Annotated in this window: 12 protein-coding genes and 2 pseudogenes; 9 read left to right on the top strand and 5 right to left on the bottom strand. The window is 42.3% G+C overall.

The features are described 5' to 3' along the window. Nucleotides 1-124 precede the first annotated feature (124 nt). Complete coding sequence (locus G5B12_RS01300) at nucleotides 125-1,156, top strand: LacI family DNA-binding transcriptional regulator (RefSeq protein ID WP_118169890.1); 1,032 nt, start codon at nucleotides 125-127, stop codon at nucleotides 1,154-1,156. A 90-nt stretch (nucleotides 1,157-1,246) separates the two neighbouring features. Continuing rightward, entirely contained in the window at nucleotides 1,247-1,753 is a 507-nt protein-coding gene (locus G5B12_RS01295) for a gamma carbonic anhydrase family protein (RefSeq protein ID WP_021976849.1), read from the top strand. Between the two features lie 117 nt (nucleotides 1,754-1,870). Here the strand turns inward: G5B12_RS01295 and G5B12_RS01290 are convergent, their stop codons facing one another. From G5B12_RS01290 to G5B12_RS01270, 5 genes are all read right to left on the bottom strand, one after another. Continuing rightward, a complete protein-coding gene (locus tag G5B12_RS01290; RefSeq protein WP_442859954.1) occupies nucleotides 1,871-3,250 on the bottom strand; it encodes an alanine/glycine:cation symporter family protein in 1,380 nt (459 codons plus the stop codon). Between the two features lie 270 nt (nucleotides 3,251-3,520). Further along, the gene (locus G5B12_RS01285; RefSeq protein ID WP_174087618.1) at nucleotides 3,521-4,345 is read right to left on the bottom strand and encodes a sulfite exporter TauE/SafE family protein; all 825 of its coding nucleotides are present in this window, start codon (nucleotides 4,343-4,345) and stop codon (nucleotides 3,521-3,523) included. Continuing rightward, entirely contained in the window at nucleotides 4,342-5,664 is a 1,323-nt protein-coding gene (locus tag G5B12_RS01280; protein WP_174087617.1) for an amidohydrolase family protein, read from the bottom strand. The genes G5B12_RS01285 and G5B12_RS01280 overlap by 4 nt, the downstream gene beginning before the upstream one ends. A gap of 173 nt (nucleotides 5,665-5,837) precedes the next feature. Continuing rightward, nucleotides 5,838-6,284: a hypothetical protein gene (locus G5B12_RS01275; protein ID WP_174087616.1), complete on the bottom strand. Its 447-nt coding sequence runs from the start codon at nucleotides 6,282-6,284 to the stop codon at nucleotides 5,838-5,840. Nucleotides 6,285-6,286: 2 nt separating this feature from the next. Next, nucleotides 6,287-7,144: a DUF3100 domain-containing protein gene (locus G5B12_RS01270; protein ID WP_021976854.1), complete on the bottom strand. Its 858-nt coding sequence runs from the start codon at nucleotides 7,142-7,144 to the stop codon at nucleotides 6,287-6,289. Nucleotides 7,145-7,517: 373 nt separating this feature from the next. Between G5B12_RS01270 and G5B12_RS01265 the strand changes: the two genes are divergently transcribed. The 7 genes and pseudogenes from G5B12_RS01265 to G5B12_RS18220 form a co-directional block, all read left to right on the top strand. After that, a complete protein-coding gene (locus G5B12_RS01265; protein ID WP_021976855.1) occupies nucleotides 7,518-8,213 on the top strand; it encodes a Crp/Fnr family transcriptional regulator in 696 nt (231 codons plus the stop codon). Nucleotides 8,214-8,223: 10 nt separating this feature from the next. Next, nucleotides 8,224-8,976, top strand: coding sequence for an alpha/beta hydrolase-fold protein (locus G5B12_RS01260; protein WP_202031865.1), 753 nt, complete (start codon nucleotides 8,224-8,226; stop codon nucleotides 8,974-8,976). Nucleotides 8,977-9,041: 65 nt separating this feature from the next. Continuing rightward, nucleotides 9,042-11,737: pseudogene (locus G5B12_RS18460) on the top strand (DUF3427 domain-containing protein). Nucleotide 11,738: 1 nt separating this feature from the next. Beyond that, entirely contained in the window at nucleotides 11,739-12,140 is a 402-nt protein-coding gene (locus tag G5B12_RS01250; protein WP_118063019.1) for a (deoxy)nucleoside triphosphate pyrophosphohydrolase, read from the top strand. A gap of 194 nt (nucleotides 12,141-12,334) precedes the next feature. Next, nucleotides 12,335-12,991, top strand: coding sequence for a flavodoxin family protein (locus G5B12_RS01245; protein WP_118071593.1), 657 nt, complete (start codon nucleotides 12,335-12,337; stop codon nucleotides 12,989-12,991). 343 nt (nucleotides 12,992-13,334) lie between these two features. Next, complete coding sequence (locus G5B12_RS01240) at nucleotides 13,335-14,714, top strand: IS4 family transposase (protein ID WP_174087615.1); 1,380 nt, start codon at nucleotides 13,335-13,337, stop codon at nucleotides 14,712-14,714. Nucleotides 14,715-14,875: 161 nt separating this feature from the next. Continuing rightward, nucleotides 14,876-14,983 (top strand): annotated as a pseudogene (locus G5B12_RS18220) (flavodoxin family protein); the annotation flags it as partial.

Below are 14,983 nucleotides of genomic sequence, written 5' to 3'. Positions count from 1 at the left end.
TTGCCTGGAAATTATAAAAATAATCAAATCAGGGATTGCCTGAGAACACGTAAATGTGTATAATGAAATAAAAACATGTGCACGTGAACACGGAAAGTACAGGGGATATTTTGGAGGGTAAAATATGGCAGTGACGTTACAGCAGATTGCGGAAGCAGCAGGAGTTTCCAGAGGAACCGTGGACCGGGCCCTGAATAACAGAGGCCGCATCCGTCCGGAAGTAGAGGAAAAGATCAAGAAGATTGCCAGGGAGATGGGGTATCAGCCCAGCCGCGCAGGTCGTGCTCTTGCCATGGCGAAGCGAAAAATCCGCATCGGCGTGATCCTTCAGTATATGACAACTCCTTTTATGCAGCAGGTTTTGAAGGGAGTTCTGGAAGCAAAGGAAGAAGTGGAGAGCTTTGGCGGAACGGTAAAGATTTATGAGATTGATGGCGTAGAACCGGAAAAAGTAATGGCTGCAATGGAAGAACTCCGGGAAGATGGATTCAATGGAATTGCGCTGACACCGTCGGAAGATCAGCTTCTGAAAGCCAGAATCAATCAGTATCAGGAAGAGTATGGAATTCCGGTAGTTACTTTTAATGCGGATCTGGAAGATACGAAAAGATTATGTTTTGTAGGACAGGATACGTTTCAGGCCGGCCGTACGGCGGCGGGCCTGATGGGAGAGATGACAGGAGGAAACGGACAGGTTGCCATTATTTCCGGACAGGTTGCAAATCCTGGACTGATCAGCAGACAGAAGGGATTCACAACAGAGATCAAGGAGAGCTTTCCGGGAATTGAAGTTGTGGATATCCGGTATTCTTACGATGATGAGTGGGTGGCATCCAAGATCGTGGAAGAGCTTCTGGAGCTTTATCCGGACCTTACCGGTATTTATATTACCGGCCATGGAGTAAAAGGTGTCTGCCAGACTCTGCAGAAACTTGGAAAAGATAAAACCATGCATGTGATCGCCAACGATTTTCTGGAAGAAAATCTGAAATGGCTGAAAGAGGGTACCATTAATTTCCTTATCGGCCAGGATGCCGCTGTACAGGGGCATTCCCCGGTGACCATTCTTTTTCAGCTACTATTTGACAGTAAGAAGCCGGAGAAAGAATTCCAATATACAGATATCGTGATCCGTACCAGATATAACATGGGCTGAAGACAGTCTGTGGTTTGAAAAAAGTTTAGCTGAATCAGGGAAATATCCTGCGGATCGCGAATATCCCCTTGATAATGTTTGGAGATTAATATGAATTATAAAAATGTAAAAATTGCAGAAGGTGCCAGGATCGCAAAACAGTCGGTGATCCTGGGTGATGTGACGATCGGTCGTGACAGCTGTGTGCTGTATTATGCAGTGATCCGTGGAGATGATGCTCCTGTAGTGATTGGAGAGGAGACGAATATCCAGGAGAACTGTACGATTCATGTCAGCCATAACATGCCGGTCCATATCGGAAATAATGTTACTGTAGGACATAATGCAGTAATCCACGGCTGTACCATCGGAGACCGGACACTGATCGGAATGGGGGCAGTGATCCTGGATGGTGCAAAGATTGGAAACGACTGCATCATAGGAGCCGGAAGCCTTGTGACCAAGAATACAGTAATCCCGGATGGTTCTCTGGTAATGGGAAGTCCGGCCAGAATCAAACGTAATCTTACCTGGGAAGAAAAACTTGGGATTGTGGAAAACAGCAAAGAATATCTTGCAGTGTCTGAAGAGATGAAAGAGCAGGATGTATTATTATGAAAGTAATTGCTTTGCGATTGCGTTCCGATCATAAATGAACAGCTCCGACTGCTTTGTAATATCAGAAGCAGTCGGAGCTGTAATTTTGTTATATAAAATAATCATATTTGTGTGTTTTTACTTATCGATCACTTCTACAGGTGTGTCATCCCGTGCATCCAGATCATTGATATATTTTTGGGTCTCTTTTATGATCACATTGGAAAGAAGTAATACTGCGATCAGGTTCGGAATGGCCATCAGGGCATTCAGGATATCGGCTACGGTCCATACCAGATTCAGAGAAATAACAGGAGCAATGGCGGCTACCGCAATGTACAGAACACGATATGGAATAAGGCCTTTTTTGCCGGAAAAATACTCGACACACCGTTCCCCGTAATATGCCCATCCAAGGACGGTAGAGTATGCGAAGGAAATGATACCTACCACCAGGATCACGGGACCCAAACCTGGGATCTGCTGAAAAGCAAGGGTGGTAAGGACACCGCCATCTGTGATATTTCCCATATCGATAGATGGGTTTTTCATAATACTGGTAACGAGAACAAGACCGGTCATCAGACACACTACAACGGTATCCCAGAAGGTACCGGTGCTGGAAACAAGAGCCTGACGTACCGGATTTCTTGTCTGAGCAGCAGCGGCAGCGATAGGAGCAGAACCCATACCGGATTCATTGGAAAAAAGTCCTCTTGCGATTCCATACTGCATGGCCATCATGATACCACGTCCTACAAGACCACCGGCAGCAGCCCCTGGTGTAAATGCAAGCTTGCAGATGGTTTTTACAGCGGGGATAATAAAGTCAAAATTGATCCCAAGGATGATGATGCAGCCGATCACATAGAAAAATGGCATAAACGGAACAAGACGTTCACATACCGTTGCAATGGATTTAATCCCACCGAAAATAACAAGAGCAGTAAGAACCGCTACTGCGATACCGATCACTGCAGGTGGGATATGGAGGTTTTCATTGCATACCGTTGCAATGGCATTGACCTGTGTGGCACATCCGATTCCAAAGGAAGCAAAACCGCCGAAGAATGCAAAGATCAGACCAAGCCAGCGCATATTCAGTCCACGCTCCAGAGCATACATGGCACCACCCTGCATACGGCCGTCTTTGGTTTTGACACGGTATTTTACGGCAATGAGAGATTCGCTGTATTTGGTGGCGATTCCGAAAACACCGGTAAGCCAGCACCAGAGAACTGCGCCGGGACCGCCAAGAGCAATGGCGGTTCCCACACCGATGATATTTCCGGTTCCAATGGTAGAAGCAAGTGCTGTGGTCAGAGCACCAAACTGGCTGACTTCACCTTCTGCGTCGGGATCCTTGGTAACAGACAGGCGGATGGCAGTACCGATCTTTCGCTGGATCACACCGGTACGGATGGTCATAAAAATATGAGTACCCAGAAGCAAAATGATCATCCACCAGCCCCACACCAGACTGTCGATCTGGTTTATCACATTTCCGATTGCATTCATCATAGAAATCTCCTCCCTTTCTCAAAGCGGATTCTGCAATATTCAAAAAAGATCTCCGATGCTCTAAGGTCGGCAGGTATGAAAAAGATACCTTATGCTGTGATGGAGAAAGTGATCATCGGAAGACTGCAGAAATAACACAAGGGCGTGCAGACATATGAAAATATGTGCTGTACGCCCTTGTACGTTACGCTCTTTTGTTGTAATGATTATGTTGATTATACAGGAATTTTTAGAATGATGCAACAAAAAAAGATAATTTACAGTATTTTATGCCAGCATATAAATTGCGATGCAGACAGAGAAAACGGCTACAAATATTTTCAGCCCCTGAACCGGAACTTTTCCTGCAAACCGGCTTCCAAGCCATACGCCAATTCCGTGAGTCAGAACGATCAGCACCAGAAGTCCCAGGATTTCTGTCCAGGTAATTCTGGAAAGATAGCCGATACATGCAGGAATGGCAATAAACACAGAATCAAAAAGTGCCACACCGACGGCAATCCTTGCGGACACTCCGCATGCTACCAGAAGAGGCATCACAAGTACCGGGCCGCCTGCACCGGAGAGAGAACAGATCGCTCCGGTTGTGATTCCGAGGAAAATCAGGAATCCCATATGGTCTGCAATAGATTTTGGATGGGAAGGATTAGAAGATGCTGAATTTTTTCCATCGGAAATAACTTTCTTTGCAGAGACAGAATCCGCTTTCCGTTTTTCATTCCACATCCGGATCAGAATGGAAGCACCGGAAAACAGTACCACCAGATAAAGGATGGTTTTTGCTGTGGATTTCTCGATCATGGACTGGAGGAACACACCGGCAATGGCTCCGATGAGGCTGCCGATACCAAGTTTCAGGGACATCCGTACCTCCAGATTTCCGGCTTTGTAATAATTGAAAGAACCAATGATGCCGGACACCAGAAACGCAAGAAAACTGAGTGCCAGCGCATAGGTCACATCAAAGCCCAGTCCGCCGGTATACAGCATGGGAAGCAGAAAACCGGCAATTCCACAGATTCCGATGCATCCGCCGACTGCCATATTTGCGGCTGCGATGATCGCGAGAGTCAGGATGGTTAAAGAACTCATTCAGACACCTCCCCGGAAGTAAAATATTTTTCTGCCTGCCAAAGGATCTTTTCTTCATCCAGGGTCAGGACCTGGCGGTTTCGCATCAGAAGCTTTCCGTTTACAATGCTGTCAGACACATCATTTCCGCAGACACATTCCAGAAGTGTATTTACCGGATTGTTTGTGGCAAGAAGATGAGGCTGGCGCCAGTTGATGGAGATCAGATCTGCTTTGAACCCTTCTTTTAATACACCGGATTTTTCTTCGCCGAGAAGGTGTGTACCGTTTTCGGAGGCCATTTTCAGGATGGTTTTTGCAGGCATTACAGCGGGATCAGCATTTTTTGCTCCCCAGAAAGCATTCATAACAGAGCGGAAGATCTTCATTTCATTCCAGAGACTTAGGCCTCCGTGGGCGGCTCCGTCAGTGCCGAGGCCGGTGCAGACTCCCTGCTCCAGAAGAGAAGGAGTATCCGGTACACCTTTTCCGCAGTTGCTGAAAGGACAATGAACAACTTTTACCTGATTTTCTGCAAGAAGAGAACGCTCGTGGGCGGACAATATGATGCTGTGTGCAGAAAGAAAATTTTCATTCAGGACTCCAAGGGAATCCAGATATTCCACAGGGCGCATCTGGTATTTTTCCAGAGTATAATTCACTTCCCCTGCGTATTCGTTCATATGAGCCTGGAAAAAAGTATTCCGCTCTGTGGCTCGCCCGGCAGTGGCTTTGATAAGTGCAGGGGAACAGTTCATCAGTGCCCGTAAAGAATAGAATACCTTCAGATTACCCTTTCCATGAAATTCATCAAAAAGCCGGTCTTCCGATGCAAGAACTTCCACTGTGGTCTGGCGGATGGAATCCGGAAAATTTCCCTGATCCATGGAAGAATGGGAAAGTGCGCCACGAAGACCGGAAGTCAGATAAATTCTGGCAGCTTCTTCCATAAAATAGCTTCCGGCGTCCACAAAACCGGTCGTTCCGTTTTTGATCATCTCAAGGGCTGCAAGGCTGGCACTGAGGCGCATTTTTTCCGGAGTCAGAGTGCTCTCAAAAGGCAGCATGATCCTGGTCCAGATCATAGGAAGTTCATCCAGAACCGCACCTTTGAGAAGCTGCTGTCCGGTATGCATATGGCCATCCACAAGACCTGGCATCCACAGGAGATCTTTCCCGTCGATGATTTTTGTGACTGTAAGACCGGAAGGTTCTTTTTCAGTGATGGAAAGAATGATTCCGTTCTGAATGGCGATGAAAATATTGCGCCGGATCTGGAAGTTTTCATCCAGGATGGAAGTGTTGCGGATTAAGATATCACAAGTTGTTTTTTCGTTCATGTTTACCTCTCAGATTAAAGCTGATTTTTGAAATCTTTGTTTTGGGTGACAGGAAAAAACAGCCGGTCAGTGAAAATACACCAGCCGGCTTGAAGACAGTTACAAGAAAGTTCATCACGCTGTTTCGTGTTTTTGTGATCTCACAGGGGACATACCTGATCTGGTCAGATCTGTTAGATCACATGCGTCATGGAAAGAATAATCTGGGCGATGATGGCAGAACAGGTAAAAGTTCCGATCATGACCAGAGCCGCGATGAGAAGCATTTTCCATCCCTGTTTTGCAAATTCTTTCAGCTGGTCGCTGATGGAGATTCCGGCATAAGCGCCAACCATAGTCAGCGGTGCGGTGAAATTGATCTTTCCGGCAGCTTCGATCACAAATTCACGTGCCGGACATAACGGGCTTGCCACAAGAAGTCCGATAAGAGAACAGTAAGCGATCACCGGCAATTTAAAAGGTACCAGCTTACTGATCACTACGGATACAAAAGAGATCGCAAGAAGGATCAGGATGCCTGGGACAGAATCCATAAAGTTTACCTGAAATCCTACAAAGTTGGCAAGGGCGATTCCGATGCCTGCCACAAGAAACATTACAGCCCACTCAATATATCTCATTGTTATTTCTCTCCTTTTCTTCCTTTTCCAGTCAGTTTGTCATGGATGGGGCCAAGCTTGGGTTCCAGTTTTGCATAAAGCCAGTTGCACAGTGGAATACCTACAAACAGAGCCATGTAAATTCCGTCAATACCGGAAATGGTTTCACTGGCACTTGCAAGTGCACTGATCTGATCGGCCATTGCAGGGAACATTTCCGATAAGGTAGCAGTAGCTGTTGCCATCATGATACCGGCACCAACACCGGAAGCCATACCAAGAGAATATGGATGGAAGATACCGGTGGAGGCAATCACAGTTGCCATGAATCCAAAGAAGATAGTTCCAACCATTCCACCGATGATATAAATGGAAAGGCTTCCCCGGGCTTCAGCAGAATCCGGGCCGAAAACATCCTGCATCAGAGCAAGGTTTGTTTCACGGTTGATAGAATGGCAGGCGCCTACAGCCTCACGTTTCAGGCCAAGGAGCAGTGCAATCGGCAGTGATAAAAAGATGGTTCCCAGGTTTCCGAACTCCTGAAGGAGAAGTGCCGGACCTGCGGAGATCACAGTCTCAATGCTTGCACCTGCGTTAATGCCAAGCTTGGCGATAAAAGGACAGATACATACAATAACAAGTTTGGATGCAGCCTTTACCTCAGGCTTTTTGAATATCTTCAGAATCTGAGGCCCTGAAAGGATACCAAGAAAAATAGAATAAAAAATAGGAAACAAGATCAAAGTTCCTGGTCCCAGGGGAATCTTGATCTGTCCTATGGAATCAGCAATTATGATAAAGATCAGTGCGGCGAGATAGATTTTCCATTCTTTTTTCAGGCGCTCGCCAAGGCCTGAATACATAAAGTCCTGTTGCTTCATTTCTTTCCTCCCTGTGTTTAGAGACAGTTTTTCGGGGCTCCCATCTGTGATAAGCAACTGGTTGGATGCAAAAAACTGCCAGTAAAGTGTTTCGGATACCATCTGTGGAAATCCGGTGCAGAGCTTTGGACAAAGCAGATCAATATGTAAACATCTGAACTCTTCACGGTGAGGATTGTACGCTTTTGGAAAGGCAAAAAAAAGGACAAAAGGTACTTTTTTAGAAAAATTTGTAAAATTATGAGAATACCATGATATAATATGACCATTCTTATGTCAGGGGATTTAGAAAACAGGCAGAAGGAAAAAAATATCTGTTTTATGAAAAACGGCAGATGATCCCATGTAATCTGCCTGTATCAGGAGACGCGAAATGACACTGGAAGAACTGATCGAAACCTATCCGGAGGCAGAAACCTACTTTAAAAACATGCCGGAAGAATTGAAAACCCGTTACACCATCCGGAAATTTCCGCCTGGGACCATCATCCATCAGAAAGATTATCCCCTGGATTATTTCGGGATCGTATGCAGTGGAAACCACCGGGTGATCAATGAATTTGAGAATGGAAATGTATTTATGATCGAAAAAAATGAAGCAATTGATTTTATCGGCGAAGTTACCATTCTTGCGGAAAAACCGCTCACATCCGTATCCATTGAAACACTGACCGAATGTGTGGTGTTTATGATCTCCAGGGAGGATTTTGAGATGTGGATCGCCCAGGATATCCATCTTCTGCGGCTGGTAGCCCACAAGATTGCATACAAACTCTATCGCTCCTCCTATAACCGGGGTGCCAGATTATTTTATCCTCCTACATTCCTGTTTCTGGACTATATGCTGAAATTTGCTTCCACCCACAATATCGAGAAGAAGGGAGAAGTTATCCTTCGGAAAACGAGAGAAGGAATCCGGGAAGAACTGGGCATGACTGTAAAAACCATCAACCGAACCATCACAAAACTGAAAGAAGACGGCCTTATTGATACCCGAAAAGGAAAGGTTGTCATGTCCCTGGAACAGTACCGGATGGCCAGAGATAAGATTGGATATTATGTATCGTGAGAAAATGATTATGGAAAAAAATATTTTTGAGATCAACGAAATTACATGCATTGCATATGGAAAGAAAAATCCGCAATATCTTCTGCTCCAGCCGGTTAACGAACCACACTCACAGATGCTGGATCAGCAGATCCGGTTTATGACAGAGCACACGGAAAAAAGTTTTCTGCTGGTTTCGTTTCTGGTAAAAGACTGGAATCAGGATCTGTCACCCTGGTGTGCTCCGGCGGTATTTAGAAAAGAGGACTTTGGGAAAGGTGCCGGAGAGACATTGGCATTTATAGAAAAAATGCTGATACCGGAGATTGGAAGACGATATGGATTAGAAGAAAATATAAAAGATATTCCGGTGATCCTGGGAGGATATTCCCTTGCGGGACTGTTTGCCCTGTGGAGCGCTTACCAGGAAAGCTGCGCTGTCAAATTTGCGGCAGCAGCCGGAATGTCTCCGTCGGTCTGGTTTCCAGGATGGCTGGAATATATGAAAACAAAACAGATACAAACGAAAAGGGTATATCTCAGCCTGGGAGACCGTGAAGAGAGAACCCGGAATGCAGCAATGCGCCAGGTCGGGCAGAACATCCGGGAAATGGATAGCTGTTATAAAAACAGCGAGAAGATAGAGTGTGTGCTGGAATGGAATAAGGGGAATCATTTCCAGGATGTGGATGTGCGGTGCGGGAAGGGATTTTTGTGGTGTATGGGAGAAAATATTTGTAAGATCAACAATTGCAAAACAAATAGGGACAGAACAATGGTATAATTATAAAAATCGATATTGGCAATAAACATTCATTAAAAACAGGATTGGAAATAGTACGAATGGGAATGCAGGAAAAACTTCAGGAATTACGTAATGGATTTGAAACCGCATACATAGATAAAACAAGTACATCAAATCTGGCATATAAACCACAGTTTATCTCAAACGATTATAAACAGGGGAAAAAGGTGCTGTCATCAATAGAGGATGAATTGATGACATGCGATCAGTTTCAGATCAGTGTTGCATTTATTACAATGGGCGGAATTACACCCTTATTGCAGATTTTGCAGGAGCTGGAAGAGAAAGGGATAAAAGGTGAAATTCTTACAACCAATTACTTAAGTTTCAGTGAACCGGAAGCTCTGAAAACGCTGAATGCGCTTTCTAATATAACGCTGAAAATGTATGATGTAGACAAATCCGGAGAAGGATTTCATACAAAGGGATATATTTTTCGGAAAGCAGAAATCTACAGGATCATCATAGGAAGCTCCAATATAACAAAAACAGCACTTACTACAAACCGGGAATGGAATACACGAATTGTATCCACCAGCCAGGGTGAAATGTCAAAAAGTGTAGTAGATGAATTTTATGAACTTTGGAATAGTAAGTATGCACTGGATTTTGATGAGTTTTACGAAAACTATAAAAAGAGATACGAACTCATAAAAAAACAGCGAAAACTTGCCCGAAGTGAAGAAATCACATCCATAGAAAAATATCGTCTACAGCCCAATTCCATGCAGATTGGTTTTATTACAAATCTTCAGAAAATCGTGGAAGCTGGTGAAAAGAGGGCATTGTTGATCTCCGCTACAGGAACGGGAAAAACATATGCATCCGCTTTTGCCATGAGAGAACTTGGATATAAACGAGTGCTGTTTCTTGTTCACAGAGGACAGATCGCAAAGCAGGCGTTGGAATCTTATAAGAAAGTATTTGACAAAAGTGTTTCTATGGGAATGGTTACCGGGAAACATCAGGATTATAATGCGGATTATATTTTTGCAACGATCCAGACACTGAGCAAAGAAGATGTTTTGGAGAAATATGACAGGAATGCGTTTGATGCGATCGTGATCGATGAAGCACATCACAGTTCTGCAAACAGCTACAAAAAAGTAATGGAATATTTTACTCCAAAGCTATGGCTAGGTATGACTGCAACACCGGATAAACGGGACGATAATCTGGAAGGCAGAAATATCTATGAAATCTTTAATCATCAGATTGCCTATGAGATTCGTTTACAGGATGCAATGGAAGAGGATCTGTTATGTACATTTCATTATTTTGGGATTACAGATCTGAAGGTTATCTCAGACGCGGGAAAATCAGCAACAGAAAAAATGGAAAGTTTCAGATATCTGACATCGGATGAACGTGTAGAACATGTTATGAAGCAGGCGGAATATTTTGGCCATAGCGGAGAACGTGTAAAAGGTTTGATTTTTTGCAGCCGAATCGATGAAGCTAATGTGTTGTTGTGGTGATTTTGGATTTTATCGGAAATTATCGGAATAACTTTATGATCCCGATTGCATTATATGGAGACAGAAGTTACAATTCTGACACGATCCGAAAATATATGATTAGTGGAAATAATATCATACCAGGATCTTCAACGATTCATTTTGATGAAATTTCTAAAGAAAGAATATTTCATTCTATTGATAAAATCCGAGTAATAAGAGCTATTATTCGCGAGAATTATATGATGCTGAAAAATCGTTTGGGCAGAATTCCATATTTACTGGACTTTTATGAAAATGGTGAAATTGATCCACTGGTACTTATACGAGAATACAAAACATACCAGGATTTTCTTTGTATCGTAGAACCTCAAATTTACAAAGGGGTAATTTCTGAACAGGAGAAGGTAACATTAGAATATCTTTGTAAAACTGTATTAAGTGGTGTAAGACCTTATGAATTGGAAATATTAAAAGATTTATTTGAAAAAGAGAGTATCACCAAAGAAACATTTGTGGAAAAAATGAAACAGGAATATTTGATTGAAAATGAAAATGCTTGGGATAATGCGATTTATGTTCTTGAAGGACATTTTGTAAGCAATAAAGAAGAATATGAGAAATTTGCAAATATTGAAATTGTGAAAACCAATACAGACGATATGCTGGAAAGAATGTATAGTTATACGCAACGGTTAAGTCATGCAGAATTTCGTAAACAGATGAAAGATATTGTCTTGGTAGGGCTAAAGAGATATAAAAACAAATACAGCTATGCAAAGGATAGTAAATTTGTTTTATATGAAAAATATTCTCGGCGAGATGTAAGTTTTTTGATGAATTGTGAAAAAGACTTATCATCAACGATGTACGGTATGAAACGAATTGGTGAAGATGTTTTCATTTTTGTAACATATCACAAAATTGGAGCAGAAAATGAAGATAAATTATATGCAGATGGAAAGCCGGATTATGCAGACATGTTTGTTGATAATATGATTTTTAAATGGGATTCTCAGATTGGCAAAGGGCCGGAAAGTGGTTATATGAAAGATGTTGTAGAAGCAAAGAGACGGCATCTTTTTATTAAGAAAAGTGATGCAGAAACCAGTTTTTATTATATGGGGACATTCGACATTATAAATATCATCGGTGATAAGAAAAAAGACAATAACGGAAATTTAAGGGACATTACAAAAGTGACAATGAAAATGCATTATGCGGTTAGAGAAGATTTGCTCAGATATTTAGAAAGCAAAATTATAACAGGAGAAAATAAATAGTATGAAAACAATAAAAGTAGTAGCGGCAGTTATCAAAGCAGTAAATAAAAATGGTGAAGATATTATTTTTGCAACTCAGCGGGGATACGGAGAATTCAAAGACGGCTGGGAATTTCCGGGTGGAAAGATAGAAGAAGGAGAAACACCCCAGGAAGCCCTGAAACGAGAAATCATGGAAGAACTGGATACAGAAATTTCTGTTGGAGAACTGATTGATACAATAGAATATGACTATCCAACCTTTCATCTGTCCATGGACTGCTTCTGGTGTGAGGTGATAAAAGGCAATCTGGTACTGAAAGAAGCTGAAGATGCGAAATGGCTAAAGAAGAACGAGTTGGATAAAGTAGACTGGTTGCCGGCGGATGTGGAGTTGATTGGGAAGATTGGAATGGGACAGTAGATTTAATGTTAAGATGAGATAGCATATAAATTATAAAAAGAAGTTTAGAAAATATTCAGTTTTATATCAAACCCGGGAAAAAAGTTTTTGCATGTTTTGGACCATATATCCCAGGAGGAGGCCATGGACATGTTTCAATTGAATTAAAAGGGAAATTGTAAAATTTTTTGTAAAATAAAGAGGAGGGTATTCACATGAAAGTAATACTACTAAACGGAAGCAGCCACCCCAACGGAACCACAATGGCAGCAATCAAAGAAATGGAAAAAGTATTTCACGCAGAGAACGTAGAAACGGAAGTGATTCAGGTGGGCGGAAAGCCGATTGCGGATTGTCTGCAGTGTAATGTCTGTCAGAAAACAGGAAAGTGCGTGTTTAAAGATGACGGTGTGAATGATTTTGTAGAAAAGGCGAAATCTGCTGATGGTTTTGTTTTTGCAACGCCGGTGTATTTTGCACATCCCAGTGGAAGGATTTATGATTTCCTGGACCGGGCGTTTTACAGTGCAGGGGGTGATGAAGTTTATGATGTCTTTAAATTTAAACCGGGAGCAGCGGTAGCTGTTGCAAGAAGAGGCGGAACAACTGCAGCGCTGGATGGTCTGAATAAATATTTCGGAATTGCACAGATGCCGGTTGCTGGTTCTACATACTGGAACATGGTGCATGGTCTGTATGGAGAGGAAGCACCGCAGGATGAAGAAGGAATGCAGACCATGCGGAATCTTGCCAGAAATATGGTATGGATGATGAGATGTTTTGCCCTTGGAAAGAAAGAAGGGGTGCCTTATCCTGCGACAGAGACAGAAGCATGTACGAATTTTATCAGACGAGAAGATAACCAAAGATAAAAGAGTGGGGGGAGTTTTGTGATGCGACAAAACTTCCTTTCTTTCATTTATTTTCTTAATCTGTGAAAAACTGCAGGTGGATGCGGCGCGTGATATGGAACATGTTATCAATTATATGGACGATATTACAAATGAAAGGTTATGAAGATATATGATTTTGGTATATTGGTCGGAACCACAGAATAAGAAAATACATAAAAATATATGACTAAAACTTCCCACACCGATGCGGTGTGTTGAACCTTGAAAATTCAATATTTCAGCCAATAAAAAAGGCATAAATCTGTTCACTTTGGTATAATGGAGTTGACTAGAAACCATCTTTACAAAGGAGATTTATGCCATGTCCAGTATACCACAAAACCATTTCGATGAGAACGACTTAATCGACTGTGTTCAAAGATTTTTTTCCAAACATCATGTCGGCAAACTTCTTGCTAAATGCAACGGAATGAAAGAAAAAGGTGTTTCACCTGTTTCCCTGCTTCGTTACAAGCTCAGTAACATTTTTATCGGAAGAAGTATGTATATGCAGCAACGAACCGGCTCTTTTAAGGAACAGTTTTCTAAAAACACTTTCTATCGCTTCCTTAATTCTACAAAAACAAACTGGCTCCGTTTTACTTCTCTTCTTGCAGCAGATATCGTGAATAATGACATTCGTGATCTGACAAACCAAGAAAGAAAAAATGTATTCATCATTGATGACAGTCTTTTTAATCGCACAAGCTGTAAGAAAACAGAACGGGGATCAAGAGTTTTTGACCACACGGATATGCATTTCAAAAAAGGCTTCCGAGTGCTTACTTTAAGCTGGAGTGATGGAAATACATTGATTCCTGTTAACAGCTGTCTGTTGGCATCCGCAAAAGATACAAATATCATTGGCCCGGTAAAGACCTTTGATAACAGAACCCTTGCAGGCAAAAGACGCAAACTTGCTCAGACAAAAGCACCGGAAGTAATGATGACACTGTTGGATACTGCCATCAGTGCAGGACTGAAAGCGGATTATATCCTGTTTGATTCCTGGTTTTCCAACCCGGCACAGGTCACAGACATTCACTCAAGAGGTATGGATGTGATTGCCATGATCAAGAAAAGCAGCCGGATTAAATATTTGTACTGTGGTGAACAGCTGAATATCAAAGAGATCTATTCCCGGAATAAAAAACGCCGCGGCAGATCAAAGTATCTGCTTTCTGTTGATGTTATGGTAGGAAAAGAAAATCCAATTCCTGCAAAAATTGTTTGCGTAAGGAACAAAGCAAATCGCAGGGATTGGCTTGCCTTTATCTGTACAGATACTACTCTTTCCGAAGAAGAGATCATCCGTATTTATGGGAAACGCTGGCAGATCGAGGTTTTCTTCAAGACCTGTAAATCCATGCTGAACCTGATTGGAGAATGCCATAGTTTATCTTATGATGCACTGACAGCCCATGTGGCCATTGTGTTTACCAGATATATGTTACTTGCAATGGAACAGAGACAAAATGAAGATCAGCGAACTCTTGGGGAACTGTTCTTCTTCCTTGTTGATGAAATGGCAGACATTACTTTCAACAGATCACTTGGCATCCTAATGGATTCCTTAATGGCGAGCCTTCAAGAAAATTTAAAGCTCAGTGATGAACAACTGACTGCTTTTACCACTGATTTTGAAGCAAGACTGCCGGAATATCTGCGAAATGCACTCCATCCCAAGGCTGTAGCGGCATAAATTGCTATTTTGTTAGCTGAAATATTGAATTTTCAAGGTGCGAATCCCATTTTAGGTATGGGAAGTCTTAGTTATTAACAAATAAAATGGAATATTTCTATTCAGATATTCAGTTTTATATCAAATTAAGGAAAAAAGTTTTTGCATGTTTTGGACCATATATCCTAAGAAGAGGCGGAACAACTGCAGCGCTGGATGGTTTGAATAAATATTTCGGAATTGCACAGATGCCGGTTGCTGGTTCTACATACTGGAACATGGTGCATGGT

The organism is Blautia sp. MSK.20.85, assembly GCF_013317245.1.
Classification (GTDB): domain Bacteria; phylum Bacillota; class Clostridia; order Lachnospirales; family Lachnospiraceae; genus Blautia_A.
Note: the sequence above shows the minus strand (reverse complement) of the source record. Positions and strands in the feature narration are given on the sequence as shown.